We start from the raw sequence: 20,519 nt of genomic DNA, 5'->3' as shown, positions 1-20,519 counted from the left end.
AGAATTATCTTTTTTTACTTACATAGTATCCCCACATCAATAGTCCATTAATAATTGAAAGCAAAATCGAAAAGATACTGAAGATCTTGAAACCATTAAACACCCCAAAATGGGATTGCATTAACGCCCCCACCGTCGTTCCCATCGAACCCATGAACATCTGAAAGGTTTGAATGATCGCGGTGGCATCGGCTTGATCAGAGCGCACCTGGTCATCAATCGCAGCGGTTTGGGCCCCAAAGTAGGCCATGTTCCGCCCGATGATGTAGACAATGTAGGCAACGATGATGGCAATTAACCCCAACTGGTTGGTAAAAACAGCCATCACGACTACAGCAGTCATGAAGATCGCATTCCCTAGATACATCGGGAGCTTACCGCCGTGGTTGTCGTACATCCTACCGAAATAAGGATTCAATATCGCCCCGGTCAACGCCCCTGGTAGCAATGAAAATCCTGCAATAAAACTAGAGGTGTGCAGGCCGTTTTCGGCAACGTTCGGGATGATCAAGTCTAATCCCAGCATCGAGAACATGTACAGTGCAACCGGCGTAAAGAGGGCTAAGAACTGCCCCTTCTTAAATAGCTCGAGGTTCAAAAATGATCGTTTTGAACGGCGGATGTGCCAGACAAAGACCACTAATGTCACCACAATCACTAAGAAGAACGGCCAATTAAATCCATTCGTTTCTATTTGGTTCACAAGCATTAAGCTCAGCGTTAAAATCACCGTCAACAAAGTAAATGCAATGAAATCAAAGCCATTCGTGTGTGAACGATTGTCAACATGGGTAATCGTCTTCCAGCCCAACAACACGGATAGTGCAGGAGCGATCAATAAAATTATAAAAATCGCCCGCCAGTTCATTAGGTCTAAGACTAACCCACCATAAGTTGGGCCAAACGAGGGTGCGAGGCTCACTACTAGTGAGGAGACCCCCAGCCACGTCCCAATCTTAGCGCGTGGCACGGTGTAGATTACAATGTTAAATGACAATGGCATCGCAACTCCAGATGAGATTCCTTCTAATACCCGTCCTAAAATTAAAATCGGTAGGTTCGGTGCAAACGCCCCGACTAGCGAACCAACGATAAAGAGGATGATACTAAATAACCAGACCGCCCGAATGCTAAACCGCTTGTTCGTGTAGGCACTGGTGGTAATGGCTGCCGTAACTGCTAATAGATAGGCGGCCGTGACCCACTGAATCGTATTCAGATCACTACCAAAAGTTTTAGCCAGGGTGGTAAACGTTACGTTCATGGAAGTTTCGGCCATGATTCCGGAAAATGATAGTAATGCTACTGAAATAATTGCTAAGATCGTCTTTAACGAAACATGATTTGAATCCATTTCAATCCCCCTTCCAAAATAAAAAGCCAAGCGTTAACTTGGCTTCCAATTACAAACTACTTGTAAATCCCAACTTTTTGTTTCATTTCTAAGATTCGCCGCACTGATGCGTCGACCTGTTTAATTGAGATTCGCTTATCCTTAATTGCTCGTTTTAATGCTGGAATTCCGCTTCGGTAGTTACTAGACATCAACATGTCGTTACCAGCCTCAAATGCAAGAACATCGGCATTCACCCGATGGGCACTGGCGTATTGAGTAACCGCCCCCATCTGAAGACTATCGGTAACGATAACCCCGTTGTACCCGAGATCAGAGCGTAATAATTTAACCACCTTAGGCGATAGTGAAGCTGGCCGATATCTATCGACACGGTTCAACACGATGTGGGTTACCATGATCGAATCAGCGCCAGCAGCAATTCCAGCTTTGAACGGTAGGAAGTCAACCCGTTTCAAGTCGGAAAGTGAACGGTTGGTAGTGGCACCACCAACGTGGGTGTCAGCAGCCGAACCATAACCTGGGAAGTGCTTTAGTGAAGTCGCAACTCCCTGGCTTTGAATGGCTGGAACGACTGCTTTGATGTAACTCGCAGTCTTAGCAGCACTTTGACCAAATGTCCGCGCATAGATAAAGCTGTTCCGATTGGATGAAACGTCGGCATCTGGTGCGTAGTTCCAGTTAATTCCAAGCGCCTTTAAATCACGGGCGGAGCGTTTAGCTTGGGCCAATACGTTCTTCATTCCACCACTGTGGTAAGCCGCTTGTGGTGATGGGTAGTAAGTTGACCCTGAGATGGCCCGATTAATGCTTAGTCGTGAAACCGTCCCACCTTCTTGGTCGGTCCCGATCATTAACGGAATTTTAGCGCTATTTTGCATTCCCTTAATGTGATTCTTAAATGAACTCCGATTCCCTGTAAAGTCGGCACTGCCTAAGATGACTCCACCAAGGTGGTAGTTCTTAACAGCGGCCTTAGCTGCAGCGTCATTTCTAGAAACATCGGCAACGTAGAGCTGCCCTAATTTTTCAGATAGTGACATCTTATTGATTGTCTTTTGAATCTGATCTTCTGAATCCTTCGTATTCTTAACTGAAGGCTTAGTCTCCTTTTTTGACTGCTTAGAATTAATCAACGTAATTGCAGCCATCACAGAATTGGAATTGCCAGCCTGGGTAGCTAATAGACCCACTCCAGCAATCACTATCCCACCAGTAAGTAAACCAATCAAAAATTTCTTCATCAAACAAACCTCCAAAGGCGATTTTTATTATGTAGCACTTTTAGTATATATTAATTTTTTATTAAATACAAAAAAACATCGGAAATTTATCCGATGTTTTTAATTTAAAGCATTATTATTTAATCATCATGGTGATCATCTGGCGATAAAATCAAATCACCATCAACGGCATTGCGCCGCTCAACAGTAATCTTTTTCCGCCGAATACGGTTTTGACGCCGAACTTCACGCCATTCAGAACGTTTGACCTTAATCGTTTTAATCGATTCATCGTTGCGCAACATCTTCCAAATTGAGTATAGAATGAATGGCACCACGAACATCAATGGAAATCCAGCTAGTGTACAGAAGGTCTGAATAGTTTCAAATCCCCCGACCATTACTAAACTAAATGAGAAAATGATAAAGATGACCACCCAGGTCATTCGGTTGGCCCGACTTGGTTGTTCGCCCCGTGCTAATGGTAAACTGGTGAACGAAGACAAAACGTAGGCCGATGATGAAATCGTGGTGGCTAAAAAGATAAAACACGAGATACAGTAAAGTGCGAACATAACGAATTTTAATGGTAATGTCGAAAGGACCGCTGCAATTACTGCCGATTGTCCCTGGGTGCTTAAAATATGGATTAGATCAAGCGTCCCAGTCTTTTGCAACCAGAGTGAATAACCACCGAGGATGGCATAAAAACTCATACAACCAAGCGCCCCGTAGGTCAACATCCCGACTACGATTTGGCGAATCGTCCGTCCCCGTGAAATCCTGGCAATGAACAGACCCATAAATGGCATGTAAGATAGCCACCAACCCCAGTAGAAAATCGTTTCTTGTTGAGTGGTATCAGCCCGTCCGTTGGGGATCGTATTGGTGCTTAACGGGATGAACTTCTGAATTAGCAATCCAATACTATTGGTTTCAGAATTTAAAATGTACACCGTTGGCCCGATCGCTAACACAATCGCTAGAAAGATCAATGCCGTCCAGATGTGCATGTTACTAAGCTTATCGATTCCACCCTTTAGGCCCTTGAAGACCGTGAAGGTAAAGATGACAAATAAGATTGCAAATAGCACTAATTTAAGTAGCAATGTGTCTGGAATCCCAGTTAAAGAACTCAACACCTTTGAAATAATCGGAATTTCTAGGCCGACCGAGGCGCCAACCCCACCCATGATTCCAAGGACCACGAGAATGTTAACGACCGTTCGTAACACCCTTTGCCATGACTTATCACCATTGAGCATTACGATCGAATCACTTAACGATTGGACCTTCAATTTTTTAACGTACAGGATGTAGCCAATCGCAATCGTTGGGGCGGCAAACATCATCCAGGCCATCGGACCCCAATTATACTGCCCTAACATATGAGCGAGGCCATACGCCTCTTGCGAATACGGCTTCGCACCAAATGGTGGATCCTGTAAGTAACGCAATGGATCGACCATACTAAGCATTAGGATACTAGCATCAATGGCGGTCGCAAAGACCATTGCACCCCATTGAAAATTACCATAGGCTGGCTTTTCTTCCTTATCACCAAGCTTGATGCCACCATACTTGCTAAGAATAATAAAAATAAAGAAAACGAAGTTAATTACATAGATCCACATGTAGCCCCAGCCCATTTCACCTGACACCCATGCTAAGATCGAATTTAAAACGCCGCGAATCGAAGATCCGCCAATCATTAATATTGCTGAAACACAGATAAATAAAATGACCGTTGGAATAAAAATCACCTTATTGATCTTTTTATTTCTAAAAATAAAAAATCCTCCTCAAAAATTAAAAATGTTACCGAATTAAAATAAGTAACATAGTAAAATTTGAAACTAAACAGCTCGCCACGAGCGATATGTATATCGTCCACAACCGTTGGTGGTGGGTTGAAAATGACTATCAAATTTTATGTTTTCATTTTCTAACGTTTATTATAGAACAATTGTAACCGAATATAAAATATATTATTGATGTGTTTAGGGACGCCTAAATTATAGCCCATAAGATAATTGCTCATAAACGGCGAATCACTCCCCCGGCAATAGCCTTTCGATCATGGTCGTCAAAGTAAGTGCCTGGGTGATCTACACAATTGCAATCATTTTCCCCAATTGGCATTGACTCGGCTTAGGGATCATCTTATTTAGCCTCTTTCAAATCGTTGGCCACGTTTTTCAAATGAACATCAAACTAAAGACCTGGTACAATCCGAGCATGGTAACCACAATCATATTGTTCTTACCGCTTGGCCTCGTATTCATTAATAAGTTAGTGCAAATAAACGCAATGAACTGGTCAACATTGTTGTTCGCATTAATAACCCTATTGGGATGTATCTTCACGAGCATCATCTTACCAGTGCAATTGCTGAAGGATAAGGACACTAAGTACGTAATCAGCACTTGGCAAGTAAAGCGCTACCATGAAGTCATTAAGTTTTGTCGAATTAAATAATCAAAAAAATCAGGTCGCTGGCTAGCAACCTGATTTTTTAATCTATTGATGAATCGTGTATTTGTTCCGTTTATTCGCAACGTTTGGTGTATGACTAATAATTTGGAAAATGATTAAGATGACCATTAACGCAATTATCGTTGCCCCAAACATCCCAATCCCAGGCATCGTCCCCTTGAATGGTGACACACTGCCCAGTGCAGAAATCACGGTTGGCGAAATTGCGGTCCCGATGTTACAACCAACTAATAACACGGAATTAGCAAGTGCGTTCGAACCCTTCGGAGCAGCGACTTCCATTAGGTTAAAGAGGTAGTTACCGGCTAATGGGAAGGCACACCCGATGACCATCACGGAGATGATCAACATTGGAAAGCTGTGGGCGTAGTTCATAAGTAACATCCCAACTGAGAGGAATAACATCCCTGCTGAGAAGACGAACCGCTTGATAACTTGGTAGATCTTTCCGAACAAGAAGCCCATTACCATACTAGTCAACGTGAAAATGGTAATGACAAAACTAGCATCGGTCGCAGTCCCCATCTTGGCGTTGACAACGATCGAAGGTGTCAAGATACTAACGGCAGCCATCCCCATGGTTAGCAAGCAACAAATCACTCCAGCAGCGATGACCTTGAAGTTGACCCGTTGCTTAGCACTATCTTGGGGGTTGGCTTGATTAACTTGGGTGGTCGTATCGTCGGTAAATGGTGGGACGACGAACCAGAATAATGCGAGGACGGCAAAGATAACGATGTATGCAAGAAATGAAAATTGCCAACTGATGTTGAGCAATAGCCCAATCGATATGTTCATGATACAAAGTCCGACCTGTTCAAATGAACTCCGGTTCCCAAGCATTTGCGAACGATCTTCGCCAGTGTAGAATAGGTTCACCATCGTAATGGCAAGCGAATTCAATAAACCAATCCCGATTCCAAAGATGGCCCGCGAAACTAAGATCACCCATAGGTTCGGTATGAATGCTGGAATGATCCCAGTTATCCCCATGATCAATAGTCCTAAGCCAATACAGTTCTTCATTCCTAATTTTCTAGAAATCGAAGCTGAAAATAATAGCACGATAAAGGCCGGAATCTGTTGGATCGTGGCCACCGTGTTAACTAATGAAGTCGGATAGTTTGAAAATGTTTTCGCCATTGCGGGTAGTGCTGGTGAAACAGCAGTCCCAATTGTAATGACCAATGAAACAGCTAATATGGAAAATCGATGGAACAGCGTTTTGGAGTTCCAACTATTTGAATCCTTACTCATATGTGAACACCCTCTTAATAATTTAAACCAATGTATGTTCTTATTATACTCCCAATTTGTAAAACAATAACAAATTTTAAACCATTTAATGAAACAACTACAGTACTTATGTTTAATTTTAGTGTATACTGATAGTATACAAAACATATTACAGGGGGCGTTGAAATTGAAACCATTTTCTCAATTAATTAGCATCGCATTAACTGTTACAGTATTGGGTGGCGTGGGGATGGTAAATAGTTCCTCCACCGCTAATGCTGCTAAAACAACTATTAAGGGCGCTCCAAAGGTGTTAAAGGGGACTTGGGTGACTAAGGTCGCTCGCGCCGAACCAGAAGTTGAAGATGCCCGTTACCAAAAGAGCATCCTATTCGTTACAAATAAATCAATTGATGAATCAGGACTATTTTATAAGACTAAAACCAAGCCTGCTAATCCATTCAACAGTGCTGGTGGTTCCATTAATAGCGGACTTACCTATACTAAGAAGCATAAAACATATTATTTGAGCACCCGTGAAGGTAAGATTCGTTATTATTACAAGGTCAAACGTTTAAGCAACAAGCAAATCAAGGTGTACCTCGGCAATAGTTATTCGAAAAAGCATCCTACCAAGTGGGAATATAATGGTAAGTACTACAAACAATCAAGTAAGATCGTTAATTTTACGACGAAATATAAGTTTAAATATTAAAACAATGGGATAAAACGTTCATCATTAATGGATTTTTTATCCCTTTTTGTTAATTGAATTAAATCTACATTAATGCATTAAAATAAATAGATTTATTGATAAAAAAGATGGATAATTAAATTAATTATAAAGGAGTGACTAATATGAAAATAAAACATCTATGGATTAGTGCAATCACCATCACATCTTTTTTCACGCTAACTGGATCATTCAATGCCAGTGCAGCAAAGTGGCATAAAGGAACCCCTCATTTTATGAAGGGCCGTTGGATTTCTAAAATGCACAAAACCCAAAATAATACTGGAAAAACGAAATTTGATCGGGAAACTAGTTACTATCGGGATGCATTTGTTATCAACGATATTAAGACCGATCCAATTAATTACAATCCATTTTGGTACGATCAAAATAAAAAATACTCCAGCACAGGTGCTATAAATGGTGCAGCAGCAAATGGTCGATACAAGAAGGTCGGTAAGAATAAATATATTTACAGTGAATACTTGTATGCCGTCAATAAGCGTTCCAAGATACATATCAAAAAAATAAGCAAAAACACGTCATTATAGCAGGAGAAACATTTAAAAAAGTAAAAAGTTTTAAGCCATACGCTAAGTAGCCTATTAAGTAGGAATTCAATGGTAAGGCGGCAGCATGTTCAGTGATGGTGAACATGCTGCCTTTTTTGTTGAAAGTAATCCCAAAATGCTTCTCATAATTATCGAATGCAATTCCCATTTTAATTTATCGTAATGTTTGAAACAAAAGATTAAATTATAGTATAATTAACTTGTTAAATATTAATAATTGGAGTTGAAAATAAATGAAAAGAAAAATTTTATCAACGCTAGCAGCAACTAGCATTCTGTTATTTACAGGTGCCAGCGCCAGTGCAGCCACATTACATAAGGGGACCCCAAGTAGTATTCACGGTAGTTGGGTTTCTACCAAGGGATACACAAACGGGCCTAGAGTGAACGAAAAGTACCGCATTAACTTTACCTCATCGGATTACCTTCAATTCGACTATCCTGCCGAAGCTGATCCATCCGCAATGACTAAGGTTCACTATAAATATACTGGTAAAAACCGTTACAAAATAACTGGTAAAAAAATTAGTCAAGGCCAAGTTAGCATTAATGAATCCATGGATGTTCACCTATTATCAAAGAATAGAATGCGGCTTAGCTTCCATTCCACCTCTACTTTACCTGGTTCTTGGAGCACCATCATGAAGAGAAATTAGGGAATTCTTAATTTCCAAATGAATTTAAAAATGGTCCTTAGCATAAGAAAAGTTTCCTATGCTAAGGACCATTTATTTTAGGACTGACTTCACAGCCCCCACATTACATATTATTCCTTAGTCGATGCTACCACTAAGAACTGAATCACACTGATCACAAGCAAGAAGAGCAATGCGAACGTGTAGCCTAGAATGCCATTGCCAGCAACTAGTGCAGTCGTTTTAGTAATGATCGTTGCAACGACCACCGTTCCAATCGCCCCTGCAAATTGCTGGACGGTCGTAATGATGGCATTTCCATCGGCTTGTAAGTTCCCAGTTAAGTAACTTAACCCCTTGGTCATGATGTTTCCGTATGCTAGGCCAACACCAATCATGATCAAAGTATAGAAGATTAGCACAACGGCATTGCTGAGCTGACTTGAAAAGATGCTCAAGATCAATAGCGCAATCACCATCAAACCAATCCCACTTAAAATTGGTTTCTTAGCCCCAAAGCGATCTAATAATGCGCCAGAAAATGGTGAAACCACTGCTCCCAACACGGCTCCAGGCAATAGGATCAACCCAGCCGTACTAGAGGCACTGTGATTAATCAACTGAACATAATTAGGAATCACAAAGGCTAAGCCCAAGATAATGAGCTGATTGATGAAAAATGCTAAAACGTACTTAGCATACGCCGCGTTCTTTAAGATGTGAACGCGCAGTAGTGGTTGTGCAGAACGGTTTTGCATCCTAACAAATAGCCACAATGCAATTAAACCGATTACAATCGGAACGATCACCATTGGATTCCAGAAGCTACTGGTACTAATGGTATCAATCCCAATGATTAATCCTGCGAATGTTACCACGATCAACAAGAAGCTCTTGATATCAAAGCGTTCTGCAACGAGTGGTTCTTTACGCAGGTGGGGAATTGAAAACATCCCCATCACTAATGAAATTAACAAGATTGGCATTAAGATAATAAAGATAAATCGCCAACCAAGCGTATTAACAATGATTCCACCAAAGGTTGGTCCAACGGCAGAAGCTGCGGCAGTAATCAAAGAGCCTACGCCCATCATCACCCCCAATCGCTCTTGTGGCACGTTTTCTAGGATGATGTTGAACATTAACGGCAACGCGATTCCGGTCCCAAAACCTTGAATCACCCGTCCTAACAGCAAGAAGATAAATGATGGTGCGAACGCATCCACCAATAGGCCAATTAGGAACAATAAGTTGGCAGTTATAAATAGCGAACTGATTTTAAAACGGGCCTTTAAGAACCGCGATAGTGGAATGATGCTCGATAATACCAATAGGTAGATCGTAGTCATCCACTGGACGACACTTAAGCCGATGCCAAACTCCTTGATCAACGTGGGGAAAGTGATGTTCATCGATGTTTCCACCGTCACCCCACTAAACGTCATAACTCCTGATGCAATAATTGCTAATAAAACACTTGATGATATTTTCTTTTCCATTAAATAATCATTGTATTTCGTCTCCTTATATATTTTGCCTAACTAAAAGTAAGCACTATCGGTTATTATATAAAAAAAATTTCCAAATTGTCAACAAAAAAATGATTTTAACCACTAACGGCTAAAATCATTTCCCATTTTTTAAATTAATTAACGGTCTTAATTACGTGGGCTGGATTCCCAACGATCACTACGTTATCACCAAATGACTTAGTCACAACGGAACCTGCGCCGACCACCACGTTATTCCCCAGCGTCACTCCTGGGAGAATCGTCACGTGGCCACCCAGCCAGACGTTATTACCAATCGTAATCGGGGCGCCCATTTCAACATCATTTTTACGTTGAACTGGATCGATCGGATGGACTGGGGTATACAATCCACAGTCTGGTCCGAAGTAACAGTTATTCCCGATCGTAATCGGACAGGTGTCTAAAAGCGTCAAGTGGTAGTTAGCATAAAAATCATCGCCAACGTGGATGTTGAATCCGTAATCGAATTCAATTCCATTCTCCACGAATAGGTTCTTACCACTATCAGCTAACAGTGACTTTAATTGCCGATTAAATTCTTGATTATCATAAATTTGGTTCAACGCCCCTAATGCTTTCCGCATTTTAGTTCGTTGGGCCTGTAATTCTGGATCGAACTGGTCATAATTTTCACCAGCCGTCATCTTCTCACGTTCTGTTGTCATGATTCCACCATCCTGTTCAATTCAATGATAACACGACTACTTATCGTTATCATCAAAGCCCTTCAGCTTATTGAACATATCTTTAATATTATCAACTGATTCATCTTTTGATAATGGGTGGTCAGGAGCATTTTTATCGATTTCTGCTCCCGATGAACCATTCTTTAAGAAGTCATCGATTCGATTTAATGCATTGTCCCTCACATCTTGATCGGCATGTGGGGCTGGATTCTCTGGTCGAGGCCGTGCAACATTGATCGTCCCAGACTCGCCCATCCTATCCATCGCATCATTTAATTTTTTATCAACGAACACGTTGCCAGAATCTTCAGCGTGCCCCTTAGTCCAGTGCCATTTCAAATCAGGGAATTCTTTTAACAACTCATACATCTTTTTCCAAAGTTCCATATTTTTAACTGGGTTACCACTTTTAGTCTTCCAACCATTGTTGACCCAGCCATAAAGCCAATTCTTCGTGATCGAATCTAAAACGTACTTAGAATCAGCAACAATATCGATCTGATTATTATTCAATTTATTTTGCACTAAAACTTGCAAGGCATTTAATGCTGCCATGATTTCCATTCGATTATTAGTGGAACCTAATTCGCAGCCAGCATCGCTATGATTAGTCCCATTAGGCATGATAATTAAATAGGCCCAAGCAGCTTTATCGTTATCTTGAACATGTCCGCCACGTACATTGCCGTGATTTCTAGAACCACCATCGGTATAAACAACAATGGCACCATTTCTAATCGGAGCAACCAGATCAGAATCCGATGTATAATTGTCTGAATAATCGCTTTGATGTAAAAATTCTTCAGCTTCTTCTTTCGTCAAGAAACTCTTATATCTAGCATGCGGAAAATTAGTAATTTCTGCTTGACACTGTGGCCAACTATTGTAAATTCCTGGTGTTCTTCCTCTTCTAACTGCATAGTACTTATGAGCCATAATATCGCCTCCGGTAAGCTTTCCGACTTTGATTTTAAGCCTTTTTGTGAGAAAATAAAAGTAAAAGGAGATTTTTTGATGACTAAGTTAAATACAACATTAATCACCGTCCAAGATGCCTGGGCAATGCTTAAGGATAAAAAAAGCCAACAAAATGAACGTTTTCCCCAATTTGAGAAAAACGGCAAGTTTATTCTGCCAGACTATAAACTAACGCGCAAGCGAGAAGCCTTCAAAATTCGTAAAAGAACGTTTTTGAAACGCCATGCGCGTTCGTACGTTGCCTTTGATTCAGATAATGGGCAAACGTTGTGGCTACACAATTTTCCTAGTCTCTCCGCAGCATTATTTTGGTTAGACACGGGACTAAAGACCAATGATATGGATAGTCATTCTTCATATCAACAATGGAAAAGTAGCCACCTTGATGACATTAATGAATTTAAGGATCAATTACGGAAAAAATCAAAGCATAATCACATCCCCAAGAATGCCAACGACTTGGAACAATAAAAGACAAAAAAAGCCCAGTATCTAAATACTGGGTTTTATTTTTACTTAGCAGGACTTTGCTTTAAGAATTTTTGTAATGCTGAAATTTCTTTGTTCTTCTTCTTGTCCTTCTTTTGGTTAACTGGACGACGGCCTTGAACACCGTTTGGATGACAAATACGCATAACTTTATCGCTCCTTTTCTTTGTCTGTCTTATTCTTGAAATATACCTGTTAATTATAATACAAAGTCCACCCTAAAATCAAATCTAAAAATAAGCTTTGTTCAGCCTTGTGCAATGGGCTATTACCACTTATTAGGACTCCAGACTCGGCCATCTAATTCATCGTTGGCCTGCTGGATCCGCTTTGCTTGTTCAGCTGCGATTTTTTTAGCTCCTTCAAATAGGCAGCGATCGGTAAAGTCGGTCTCTTCATCAGCAAATTTTTGGAGTTGGTCTAATAACCATTGTTGATCATCCATTATTCATCATCCCCCCGTTTGATCATCGCGATTTGATCCTTTAAACTCGCTAGTTCAGATTGCTGGTTCTCCAGTTGGTCAATCGTCAGTTCTAATAACGACTGCTTTTGTGGATCGCCTTCCCGTTCTGCCTTAGCACGCAAGCGGTCAATCACCCAACTTTGTTGACCCTCAAATGAGTTTGGTTTGGGATTATTGATGTAGTTTTGATAATCAAATAGCAACCGCGCCTTCTGGTCGGCCGTCATGTAGTTGAACTGATCGACCACGAATGGCGGTAAGAACTGCATCCCCGCTTGTTTCGCAACGGCTTGAAACGGCTTCATGAGTTCTGAAATCGAAAATCCTTCACTACCACCAGCAACGTAGTTCTTAGCAGCCGTCCCCAGCGTCACTACGATCCCTAATTGCTTATCGGCGAGTCTGCCATCTTGATTCTGATAGGTAAAGTTTCTGGTCAACACTTCATCTTCCCATTTCTTTAATAACGCCGGTGAGCTATACCAATAAAGTGGGAATTGAAAGATGATCCGTTGTGCACTGGTCAATAGCGCTTGTTCCTTGGGCACATCGATTTGATAGTCTGGATATGCATGATCTAGGGGGTGCCATACGACCTGCTCTAAATTGCGGGTCGCACCCCGTAAAAACGATTGGGTCGTCGAATCATCAATCTCTGGATGCGATATAATTACTAACGTTTTCAAATGCTCATCCCCATACATTAATATTAATATCATTCTAACTTAAAAAAGATTCGAGTTCACTGATTGACTTTCTTAAGATTTAATGCTATTATAATACCAATGTGTTACGTAGTTTCGAGTTTTTAAGGTTCTTGTTTTGCATAAAACTTCCTTATTTAGATTCAAGCTTAATGATACATGCAATATTTTTCAATTATGGAGGTTCTTAATTATGGAACAAGGTACTGTAAAATGGTTTAACGCTGACAAGGGATACGGATTTATTACTACTGACAATGGTGACGTTTTTGTTCACTACTCAGCAATCAACAAAGATGGCTTCAAGACTTTAGACGAAGGCGAAAAAGTTACTCTTGATGTTGAACAAGGCGACCGTGGCCCACAAGCTGCTAACGTTACCCCTGTTGAAGGTTAATCCTTTTAACTAACTTAATGAAAAACGGTGTGGATTTTATCCACACCGTTTTTTTGTATCAATTTTTAAAGTGCATGTATTTAGAAGCAAAAATGACTAGTGATTCGACTGGTTCTTGCATCCCATCTTGAGTCCAGGTAATTAAAATTTCAGTTAGTCCGCCAGAGATTAATGATATCAGTAATTTAGAAGAATTTTCCCGAAATGATAACACCCTTTGATCGATCAATCCGCCAATATAATAACGTAACCGTTCCCGAATGATAATGGTCAAATCATTCTTGATCAAAAGCTCCATCACGTGTTGATCAGCTTTGATTAAATTAAAAAAAATCGTTGCGATATCAAAAAAAGTCCGTGAATGGCTAGCGGATACCTCTTGAATAAACTGCGTAAATAAACCATCAAAGTGGTAGATTAATAATTCCTTTTTATCATGAAAATTACGGTAATAAGTCATTCGTGAGATCTTGGTTTCTTGACAGATTTCCTTCACGGTAATGTCTTTATAATCCATCGTATCCATTAACTTAATCATTCCAGCAACAATTTTTCGTTTTGTCGCTAACTTATCTCTCATATCCTTAATCCACCACTTTTCCTTCTCTTGCAATCTTATATTACTATTGTAAAAATTTCAAATCTTTAAATTTTTTGAGCTTTTTATAACCCTTTTTTGAAACATTGCTTTATAATAATAATTGAGTTCTATATATTGTAAAGGAGATTTTATTATGGCATTTGAAGAAGATACTACATTAGATAGAAAGATGAGTGAAGTATACGACTGGAGCGATTCAGATACCCCAGTTAGAGATGCATTGTGGGACCATTTTATGGAAAACAATAACCATGACACTATCAAGACTTCCGATGAGATGGATAAGTATGAAAACATGTCAGACGACGAAGTTAAGGCTAATGCCGAAAAGGTATTGAAGAAATAGTCATTCCTCCAACAACCCAATATTTTAACTCATCGAGCGCTTGATTCTTAGGAATCAAGTGCTTTTTTTGCGTCCGCAATTAAATCCGCGCTGACCGATTCAGAGGTGAACCGTTGCAACGGTGTATATTCGTGCCGATGGTTAAAAGCAACCGGTTCATAAGCCACCACTGCGACCTTCATATTATTTTCAGTCAAGAAAATCTGGCCGACCTGCTTGAACTTGCCGTTGGTATGCTTACCAGTCCGCCAATCGTGCAACTTAAAGCTGCCGTCAGCGTCTTTTTTGATCTGATAGTTGCCGGAGTTATCAGTTTCCACTGGCACCCCGATATAGCGATTTACTTTATATTTCCCCTTCATTTTTTCACCCCGTTTATTTATTTGTCTATCATAACATTATTTTAAAAAACGTTGGCACCGAATCGGCGACCAACGTTTATTTTGAATTATGCTTTTGGTTTGAACTTGCGGTAAATCATCGTCCCAATCAACCCAATGTAGGTAAGGACTTGAACTAAGACTAAGGCCTTGAACCAGCGACTGATGTGATAACCAATCACCAAGTGGTTCTTTCCAGGATGGGAACTGACGATCAAAGCACCGACCTTTGAGGTCTTAAAGTGCTTGAACGGTTTACCGTTGCGCGATACCGTTGTGTGCCCGTACTTAAAGACTGGCAACAAGATCTTTTTAGTATGGTGCGTCGGGTTCTTCCAGCTGACCTTCATGCCATGCTTAGTGACCGTCTTTTTAACGTGGTAACGATTCTTTTTGACCGCCGTTACGGTATAGGCGTGATATGGATGGAATGGGAAGTAGTCGTCTGGTGCAATCGAATGCTTGATCGGTAAGTAATCAGGCGTTGATTTCGTCATGTACTTCAGCGCCAACTTTAGATCATCGGATTTCAACGAATTTCGCAGCTTTTTAACACTCTTAGTGTGAACCTTTAAATTAGTGTTATTATCGATTACTCGGTCTGCATGGTACGAAATCGTCCCTAAAATGACGGTCCCCTCTGCAATCCCAAAAATTCCAAGGAACGCCAGGGTCGCTAACGTCCATCTAACGACCTGCATCCCGCGACTGACCTCGTTCGTTAAAAAGATTCCGACTAATAGGAACAATAACGCAAATGAGACGACGTAAAAACGAGCGGGCATCTGAATGTAATAAGAGACCCCTGGCACCCATTTTTGAATCAGATTCCACGGGAAGAAGTAAGATGATAACCACAGAAATAAGATTGCATTGCCAAAAATGACCTTCGTATAGAGGCTCAATTGCTTCCATTTGACGATCACATAGATCGTGACCAACAAGTATAGTGCGGTATAGACAGGCAACAAGACATACGAATGGGTATTGATCACGTTGAATGCATTTTCACTCATCACTAATTGTGGTGCGACTGGCAATAAGGTGTTGGATTTAAAGAGTTCTAACATCCCGCCCCACACATTGGCAGTCAATAACAACGTCAACCCGATTGCTTTGCACAGGTCTAATACCAAGTGAGTACGGTTTTTGCTATAAATGAACGCCACAATGAAGAATGGAATCAAAGCCAATGCACAAATGATACTGGTCATCAAATGCATTTGGATCACGAGCGTCATCGAAAGTGATAACGGAATGATGGCGATCTTATCTTTGCGCATCATTTGCGTCCCAGCTAGTAAGACCAACGGCGTGAACATTGCGCCCAGTCCTGTAAATTGCGAACCTGAGACCCATGACAGCATTGGTGAGGATAATAAGTACATCGCACTCACTACCACTGCTGGCCATTGTTTAACGCGGTTAGCAATCGATAGGTGATACATCAACCATCCAGCAATCGATAGGTACAGCCAACTGGTTAGCAACTGGAATTTGAACCAAGTCCCAACAATTAGTAGTAATAGACCATTAAAATAAGCAAAAATTGGGCCGTAGAGGGCATTGATCACCCGCCCCGTTTGTTGATACCCAAAAAAGGATTGGAAATAATTATAATCCCCAGTTTTGATCTGCATTGCAGCATCATAAAAGCGGTTCATATGAAAAATCGAATCGATTCCCACAATGAACGACTTAGTAAAAATCTGTGGCAAAATTTCGATCAACGCAACGATCGCGATGATTAAATACGGCCAAAGCCGCCGCCATTTTTGGTTAGCCATGATGATACCCCTTTATTTTATAATTATATAAAAAAGTATCCGTAACGAAACGGATACCATTATTATAACTTAAAATTAGTTTTATAAATTAATATTATCGCAAACTTTACATTTGATTTTTTGATGAATGTAATATTTATTGTGACAAATAAAAAACTCTGAATCGAACAGACCCAGAGTTTTTTAATTATTCCATTGGTGGTAAGTCATCCACATGGTTTTTGTGAATCCGTTGCAACAGGTAAATTGAATAAATTACCAATACCGCCCCAATACATTCAACGAGGTCAAAAGGTACCCCTAATGATTGAATGAATGCGATTGGAATTATCGTACAGATTAAACTGAGGATAAACGTCATCGCAGGTTCAACGGCATCCACAATACTAAGCACTTCTGATGAAGCGAACTTCAAACTGTAGATCATTGATGAAAATGCACAAATCGTCCCTACTAAGATTACGCCACCTAATCCCACTAATACTAATGGACTGGCAGTTACTTGCTTTGGAGCGGCGATAAAGAATGGTGCGTGGTGGACTGCAATGTAGAAGATATTAAATGGAATACTTGCAATTAAAGTTCCCCATCCCAGAACCACAAATGGTGAGTTTTCCTTCGAAAGTGGTTGTGGAACTGAGTAGTAAATCGCAGCCGAAACAGCTGATCCCAAGCCCCAAAGAATTGAAACCAACGGAATGGAAAGTTCTCCCAAGTCACCCTTAGTAACTGAGAGGATAATTCCAACCAATGCAATCAAAAATACTAACACGTCAGACTTCAAAGGCCGATGCCCTCTAAAAATGAACTTGTACAATACAATAAAGATTGGTGCTAAGTATTGTAACAACGTCGCTGTCGGTGCGTTTCCAGTTTGAATTGCCATGTAGAAGGTGGACATATTAACAGCAAGGCCGAATAAACTATAGATCAATAACAACATGATCGAACGTTTGTCCTTAAATACCTTGAAGATGTCTTTCTTAACGTGGAAGGCCCCAATCACTAGTAACAAAATCCCCGCAACTGATGTTCTAGCAGAAATGAACCAATCAACTGGGATTGCACCGTTCTTAGCAACCATCTGCATTAAAATTCCAGAAAATGCCCAGAGTGTCGAAGCCATTGCTGACCAGAAGATTCCCCGTGCGACATTTTCTTTCAATTGTTTCTTGTCTTGCATTATTACACCTCAAATAGTAATTATATTAATCTCAAGGGATATTTTACACGATGATGATTAAATTTAAATGTGATAATTACTAATTTTTATTTAGTAAACTGTGGCGAATCCCGTATGAGAAGTAGATTACTAACCCGATCACGAACCAGATCAACGCCGTGTAGAAGGTATCCTTAGGTAACTGGGTCGCAATCCCGATACTCAAGACTGCGGAAAGCAGTGGAATCCATGGGTACAATGGGACCTTAAAGCCATTGTTAGGAATGTCTTGCCGTTTCCGTAATGGTAAGATCCCTAGTGAGATCACGATAAAGGCGATCAACGTCCCGATGTTTACCAAACTAGCCAACTTATCAAGGGAGATAAAACCACTCATAAAGGCAATCACGATCGTTACGATCAACACACTGTGGTGCGGAACGTTATTATTATTAACCTTGTGCAGATGCTTTGGTAATAACCCATCGCGACCCATTGAATAAAGCAGTCTGGAACCACCGTAAATCATGGTCAACATCATGGTGAACATCCCTGCTAACGCCCCGATCGCAATGATTCCAGCCACGAAGTTTTGGTGCACCATTTGTAATGCAAATGATACGGGATCAGCTACGTTTAGGTCCTTGTAGTGCACCATTCCAGTTAATACTAATGAAACCAATACATATAGGATCGTACAAATAACGAGCGTCCCTAAAATCCCAATTGGCATGTTGCGCTTAGGATTCTTCACTTCAGAAGCAGCTGATGACACACAATCGAACCCAAGGTAAGCAAAGAAGACCGCTGCGGCCCCGTGGAAGATTCCACCAGCCCCGAATGGTAACAATGGGTTCCAGTTGCTTGGCTTCACGAAGAAGGCTCCGACAACTAAGAACAATACGATGATCAACACCTTAACGATCACGATGATGTTATTGATCCGTGAAGAAGACTGGGTCCCCTTCGTTAAAATAAAGGCGATCAATAAGACGATCAAGATCGCAAAAAGATTGACGTACGTCCCCTTGCTAGGGTCGTAAAAGCTGCTTAACGCCTTTGGAATGTGAATCCCAAATCCAGCCAGAAATGTCTGGAAGTACGCTGACCAACCAGTCGCAACTGCGGCCACCGACAGCGTGTATTCCAATACTAACGCCCAACCTAACACCCAGCCAATCACTTCACCGAAGACCACGTTCCCGTAAGAATAGGCACTCCCCGCAACTGGTAGTGATGATGAAAATTCAGCGTAACACATCGCACTGAGTGAACAGACGATCGTAGCAATAATAAACGAAAAGATAATTCCAGGTCCTGCAGTAGTAGCGGCCACCGTTCCGGGCAGGATAAAGATCCCCGCACCGATAACGGTCCCGACGCCCATTCCGATTAAATCCCAGGAACCGAGTGTCCGCTTTAAATTACTATCTTGATCGATATAATTATCCAGCGTTTCTTTTCTAAACATATTAGATAATAAACTCATGGTTTTCCCTCTTTCTAAAACATAATCATTCCGAATAACAAAAAAGGAGCCATACATTTCTAGTATGGCTCCCATGCCCCACTAGCAAATAATAACGCTATTTACTAGTGATAAGGTTCGCACGTGAATAATAGCTCTCCTTGACCAGCAAATAGCATTAGTCTAGGAAGAACTTTCGATTAACTAAACTGACTTTTAACCCTAATAAACACATTTTACGAAACCCCAATCCGAATATTTATTAGTATTATTTTAACCTATTTCTCATTTAATTACAATTACTTTTTAGGAATTATACTATTCGGCATCGCTAACACAAAGACGGTGCTTAAAATCAACACCCCACCAACCATTTCTAAAAAGTTAAAGTTAGTGTTTAAAAATGCGACCGAACCAATCGTAGCCGATAGCGGTTCGAAGGTATCTAACATCCCCGCCACCGTTGGCGAAACGTACTTCAAACTAGTCGTAAAGCAGATGAATGATACCATTGTACCAAAAATGACAATAAAGGCTACTCCGATTAAGCCCCCCACTGTAAATTGAGGGGGATGCACCCAAAACGGATGCACGATCGTAAATACGACGCCACCGATCACCATTGCCCAGCCAACGATAATCATTACGTCATAGCGTTTTAATAAATTCACTGGTAGCATCGTCTGCAGTGCGCCAGCTAACGCTAATAATAGTCCTAATGCTAGGGCATGCCCGCTAATCGCCAGGTGCAACAATTCACCTTTTGTCACCAATAACCAGGTTCCTAACAATGCTAGGGCCACCGCAATCGATTCGTTTTTAGATGGCAAGTGATGGTAGATCACGGCCGTTAAGATCACAATAATGATGGTCCCTAAACTCTGCAAGATCGTCGCAGTTCCTGCATTACTCGCCCCCACCGTTACCAAGTAAAAATATTGCACGGCTGCCAGCCCGAACAATGCATATACGACTAGCAAAGCAGCATCATGTGGCCTTTTCCACACCTGTAAAAGCGGTTGTTTTTTAATCACCCGTCCAAATAGCAAAATTAAGATTCCAGCAATTGACATTTTAATGCCCATTAACCACTCTGGTGAATAGCTAGCATCTTGAAATAAAAATTGTGAAACTGGTCCTTGAATCCCCCAGCAAACGGCCCCGATAATTGCTAGGATGGCACCAATCCCCTCGCGTTTCACTTGCAACAAAATCGCTCCTTAAATGTTAATAATCTTTATTCGAACATCCCACAAAAAAACGGGAAATAAATT

The 20,519-nt window shown here is 40.9% G+C and carries 23 protein-coding genes; 7 read left to right on the top strand and 16 right to left on the bottom strand.

Translation table 11 applies throughout. From position 1 onward, the window contains the following. Positions 1–4: 4 nt before the first annotated feature. The 3 genes from ACSYTE_RS02380 to ACSYTE_RS02370 form a co-directional block, all read right to left on the bottom strand. Positions 5–1,354 carry an MFS transporter gene (locus ACSYTE_RS02380; RefSeq protein ID WP_491717115.1) on the bottom strand — a complete coding sequence of 450 codons (1,350 nt, stop codon included), beginning with the start codon at positions 1,352–1,354 and terminating at the stop codon, positions 5–7. A 56-nt stretch (positions 1,355–1,410) separates the two neighbouring features. Continuing rightward, positions 1,411–2,598, bottom strand: coding sequence for a glycoside hydrolase family 3 protein (locus ACSYTE_RS02375; RefSeq protein WP_491717114.1), 1,188 nt, complete (start codon positions 2,596–2,598; stop codon positions 1,411–1,413). Positions 2,599–2,717: 119 nt separating this feature from the next. Next, positions 2,718–4,331, bottom strand: coding sequence for a BCCT family transporter (locus ACSYTE_RS02370; protein WP_491717281.1), 1,614 nt, complete (start codon positions 4,329–4,331; stop codon positions 2,718–2,720). 403 nt (positions 4,332–4,734) lie between these two features. Between ACSYTE_RS02370 and ACSYTE_RS02365 the strand changes: the two genes are divergently transcribed. After that, complete coding sequence (locus ACSYTE_RS02365) at positions 4,735–5,055, top strand: HXXEE domain-containing protein (RefSeq protein ID WP_491717280.1); 321 nt, start codon at positions 4,735–4,737, stop codon at positions 5,053–5,055. A 42-nt stretch (positions 5,056–5,097) separates the two neighbouring features. Here the strand turns inward: ACSYTE_RS02365 and ACSYTE_RS02360 are convergent, their stop codons facing one another. Continuing rightward, entirely contained in the window at positions 5,098–6,330 is a 1,233-nt protein-coding gene (locus ACSYTE_RS02360) for an MFS transporter (RefSeq protein WP_491717113.1), read from the bottom strand. Positions 6,331–6,496: 166 nt separating this feature from the next. On the opposite strand from ACSYTE_RS02360, the gene ACSYTE_RS02355 reads away from it, so the two are divergent. The 3 genes from ACSYTE_RS02355 (at position 6,497) to ACSYTE_RS02345 (ending at position 8,270) form a co-directional block, all read left to right on the top strand. Then, entirely contained in the window at positions 6,497–7,024 is a 528-nt protein-coding gene (locus tag ACSYTE_RS02355; protein ID WP_491717112.1) for a hypothetical protein, read from the top strand. A gap of 143 nt (positions 7,025–7,167) precedes the next feature. Then, complete coding sequence (locus ACSYTE_RS02350; RefSeq protein WP_491717111.1) at positions 7,168–7,593, top strand: hypothetical protein; 426 nt, start codon at positions 7,168–7,170, stop codon at positions 7,591–7,593. Positions 7,594–7,847: 254 nt separating this feature from the next. After that, entirely contained in the window at positions 7,848–8,270 is a 423-nt protein-coding gene (locus ACSYTE_RS02345) for a hypothetical protein (RefSeq protein ID WP_491717110.1), read from the top strand. A 110-nt stretch (positions 8,271–8,380) separates the two neighbouring features. On the opposite strand, the gene ACSYTE_RS02340 is transcribed toward ACSYTE_RS02345, so the two are convergent. From ACSYTE_RS02340 to ACSYTE_RS02330, 3 genes are all read right to left on the bottom strand, one after another. Then, on the bottom strand, positions 8,381–9,748 hold the full coding sequence (locus ACSYTE_RS02340; protein ID WP_491717109.1) for an MFS transporter: 1,368 nt from the start codon (positions 9,746–9,748) through the stop codon (positions 8,381–8,383). 146 nt (positions 9,749–9,894) lie between these two features. Further along, positions 9,895–10,446: a sugar O-acetyltransferase gene (locus ACSYTE_RS02335; RefSeq protein ID WP_491717108.1), complete on the bottom strand. Its 552-nt coding sequence runs from the start codon at positions 10,444–10,446 to the stop codon at positions 9,895–9,897. Positions 10,447–10,482: 36 nt separating this feature from the next. Then, the gene (locus ACSYTE_RS02330; protein WP_491717107.1) at positions 10,483–11,403 is read right to left on the bottom strand and encodes a ribonuclease H family protein; all 921 of its coding nucleotides are present in this window, start codon (positions 11,401–11,403) and stop codon (positions 10,483–10,485) included. A 78-nt stretch (positions 11,404–11,481) separates the two neighbouring features. On the opposite strand from ACSYTE_RS02330, the gene ACSYTE_RS02325 reads away from it, so the two are divergent. After that, on the top strand, positions 11,482–11,916 hold the full coding sequence (locus ACSYTE_RS02325) for a hypothetical protein (RefSeq protein ID WP_491717106.1): 435 nt from the start codon (positions 11,482–11,484) through the stop codon (positions 11,914–11,916). Between the two features lie 41 nt (positions 11,917–11,957). Here the strand turns inward: ACSYTE_RS02325 and ACSYTE_RS02320 are convergent, their stop codons facing one another. The 3 genes from ACSYTE_RS02320 to ACSYTE_RS02310 all read right to left on the bottom strand — a co-directional run bounded on the left by ACSYTE_RS02320 (position 11,958) and on the right by ACSYTE_RS02310 (position 13,086). After that, on the bottom strand, positions 11,958–12,080 hold the full coding sequence (locus ACSYTE_RS02320; RefSeq protein WP_255552537.1) for a hypothetical protein: 123 nt from the start codon (positions 12,078–12,080) through the stop codon (positions 11,958–11,960). A 122-nt stretch (positions 12,081–12,202) separates the two neighbouring features. Then, positions 12,203–12,379 (bottom strand): hypothetical protein, encoded by a 177-nt coding sequence (locus ACSYTE_RS02315; RefSeq protein WP_491717105.1) that lies wholly within the window; start codon positions 12,377–12,379, stop codon positions 12,203–12,205. Next, positions 12,379–13,086 carry an NAD(P)H-dependent oxidoreductase gene (locus tag ACSYTE_RS02310; RefSeq protein WP_491717104.1) on the bottom strand — a complete coding sequence of 236 codons (708 nt, stop codon included), beginning with the start codon at positions 13,084–13,086 and terminating at the stop codon, positions 12,379–12,381. Before ACSYTE_RS02310 ends, ACSYTE_RS02315 begins: the two co-directional genes overlap by 1 nt. A 211-nt stretch (positions 13,087–13,297) precedes the next feature. On the opposite strand from ACSYTE_RS02310, the gene ACSYTE_RS02305 reads away from it, so the two are divergent. Beyond that, positions 13,298–13,501: a cold-shock protein gene (locus ACSYTE_RS02305; RefSeq protein ID WP_219054080.1), complete on the top strand. Its 204-nt coding sequence runs from the start codon at positions 13,298–13,300 to the stop codon at positions 13,499–13,501. A 58-nt stretch (positions 13,502–13,559) separates the two neighbouring features. Here the strand turns inward: ACSYTE_RS02305 and ACSYTE_RS02300 are convergent, their stop codons facing one another. After that, positions 13,560–14,081, bottom strand: coding sequence for a TetR/AcrR family transcriptional regulator (locus tag ACSYTE_RS02300; RefSeq protein WP_491717103.1), 522 nt, complete (start codon positions 14,079–14,081; stop codon positions 13,560–13,562). A gap of 154 nt (positions 14,082–14,235) precedes the next feature. Between ACSYTE_RS02300 and ACSYTE_RS02295 the strand changes: the two genes are divergently transcribed. Continuing rightward, a complete protein-coding gene (locus ACSYTE_RS02295; RefSeq protein WP_491717102.1) occupies positions 14,236–14,448 on the top strand; it encodes a P8 family protein in 213 nt (70 codons plus the stop codon). Positions 14,449–14,495: 47 nt separating this feature from the next. On the opposite strand, the gene ACSYTE_RS02290 is transcribed toward ACSYTE_RS02295, so the two are convergent. The 5 genes from ACSYTE_RS02290 to ACSYTE_RS02270 form a co-directional block, all read right to left on the bottom strand. Further along, entirely contained in the window at positions 14,496–14,810 is a 315-nt protein-coding gene (locus tag ACSYTE_RS02290; protein WP_491717101.1) for a DUF7671 family protein, read from the bottom strand. 86 nt (positions 14,811–14,896) lie between these two features. After that, entirely contained in the window at positions 14,897–16,615 is a 1,719-nt protein-coding gene (locus tag ACSYTE_RS02285; RefSeq protein ID WP_491717100.1) for a hypothetical protein, read from the bottom strand. Positions 16,616–16,802: 187 nt separating this feature from the next. Then, positions 16,803–17,798 carry a DMT family transporter gene (locus tag ACSYTE_RS02280; protein ID WP_491717099.1) on the bottom strand — a complete coding sequence of 332 codons (996 nt, stop codon included), beginning with the start codon at positions 17,796–17,798 and terminating at the stop codon, positions 16,803–16,805. 79 nt (positions 17,799–17,877) lie between these two features. Then, positions 17,878–19,266, bottom strand: a complete 1,389-nt coding sequence (locus tag ACSYTE_RS02275) for an APC family permease (RefSeq protein WP_491717098.1) — start codon at positions 19,264–19,266, stop codon at positions 17,878–17,880. Between the two features lie 278 nt (positions 19,267–19,544). Continuing rightward, a complete protein-coding gene (locus ACSYTE_RS02270; RefSeq protein ID WP_491717279.1) occupies positions 19,545–20,447 on the bottom strand; it encodes a DMT family transporter in 903 nt (300 codons plus the stop codon). Positions 20,448–20,519 lie beyond the last annotated feature (72 nt).

This window comes from Nicoliella sp. ESL1120 (assembly GCF_058508515.1).
Note: the sequence above shows the minus strand (reverse complement) of the source record. Positions and strands in the feature narration are given on the sequence as shown.

What these genes read in the sequence shown, in the direction of transcription:
- ACSYTE_RS02380 (WP_491717115.1), bottom strand. Translation starts at nt 1,354, where the DNA reads ATGGATTCAAATCATGTTTCGTTAAAGACGATCTTAGCAATTATTTCA.
- ACSYTE_RS02375 (WP_491717114.1), bottom strand. Translation starts at nt 2,598, where the DNA reads ATGAAGAAATTTTTGATTGGTTTACTTACTGGTGGGATAGTGATTGCT.
- ACSYTE_RS02360 (WP_491717113.1), bottom strand. Translation starts at nt 6,330, where the DNA reads ATGAGTAAGGATTCAAATAGTTGGAACTCCAAAACGCTGTTCCATCGA.
- ACSYTE_RS02350 (WP_491717111.1), top strand. Translation starts at nt 7,168, where the DNA reads ATGAAAATAAAACATCTATGGATTAGTGCAATCACCATCACATCTTTT.
- ACSYTE_RS02345 (WP_491717110.1), top strand. Translation starts at nt 7,848, where the DNA reads ATGAAAAGAAAAATTTTATCAACGCTAGCAGCAACTAGCATTCTGTTA.
- ACSYTE_RS02340 (WP_491717109.1), bottom strand. Translation starts at nt 9,748, where the DNA reads ATGGAAAAGAAAATATCATCAAGTGTTTTATTAGCAATTATTGCATCA.
- ACSYTE_RS02335 (WP_491717108.1), bottom strand. Translation starts at nt 10,446, where the DNA reads ATGACAACAGAACGTGAGAAGATGACGGCTGGTGAAAATTATGACCAG.
- ACSYTE_RS02330 (WP_491717107.1), bottom strand. Translation starts at nt 11,403, where the DNA reads ATGGCTCATAAGTACTATGCAGTTAGAAGAGGAAGAACACCAGGAATT.
- ACSYTE_RS02325 (WP_491717106.1), top strand. Translation starts at nt 11,482, where the DNA reads ATGACTAAGTTAAATACAACATTAATCACCGTCCAAGATGCCTGGGCA.
- ACSYTE_RS02320 (WP_255552537.1), bottom strand. Translation starts at nt 12,080, where the DNA reads ATGCGTATTTGTCATCCAAACGGTGTTCAAGGCCGTCGTCCAGTTAAC.
- ACSYTE_RS02315 (WP_491717105.1), bottom strand. Translation starts at nt 12,379, where the DNA reads ATGGATGATCAACAATGGTTATTAGACCAACTCCAAAAATTTGCTGAT.
- ACSYTE_RS02305 (WP_219054080.1), top strand. Translation starts at nt 13,298, where the DNA reads ATGGAACAAGGTACTGTAAAATGGTTTAACGCTGACAAGGGATACGGA.
- ACSYTE_RS02300 (WP_491717103.1), bottom strand. Translation starts at nt 14,081, where the DNA reads ATGAGAGATAAGTTAGCGACAAAACGAAAAATTGTTGCTGGAATGATT.
- ACSYTE_RS02295 (WP_491717102.1), top strand. Translation starts at nt 14,236, where the DNA reads ATGGCATTTGAAGAAGATACTACATTAGATAGAAAGATGAGTGAAGTA.
- ACSYTE_RS02290 (WP_491717101.1), bottom strand. Translation starts at nt 14,810, where the DNA reads ATGAAGGGGAAATATAAAGTAAATCGCTATATCGGGGTGCCAGTGGAA.
- ACSYTE_RS02285 (WP_491717100.1), bottom strand. Translation starts at nt 16,615, where the DNA reads ATGGCTAACCAAAAATGGCGGCGGCTTTGGCCGTATTTAATCATCGCG.
- ACSYTE_RS02280 (WP_491717099.1), bottom strand. Translation starts at nt 17,798, where the DNA reads ATGCAAGACAAGAAACAATTGAAAGAAAATGTCGCACGGGGAATCTTC.
- ACSYTE_RS02275 (WP_491717098.1), bottom strand. Translation starts at nt 19,266, where the DNA reads ATGAGTTTATTATCTAATATGTTTAGAAAAGAAACGCTGGATAATTAT.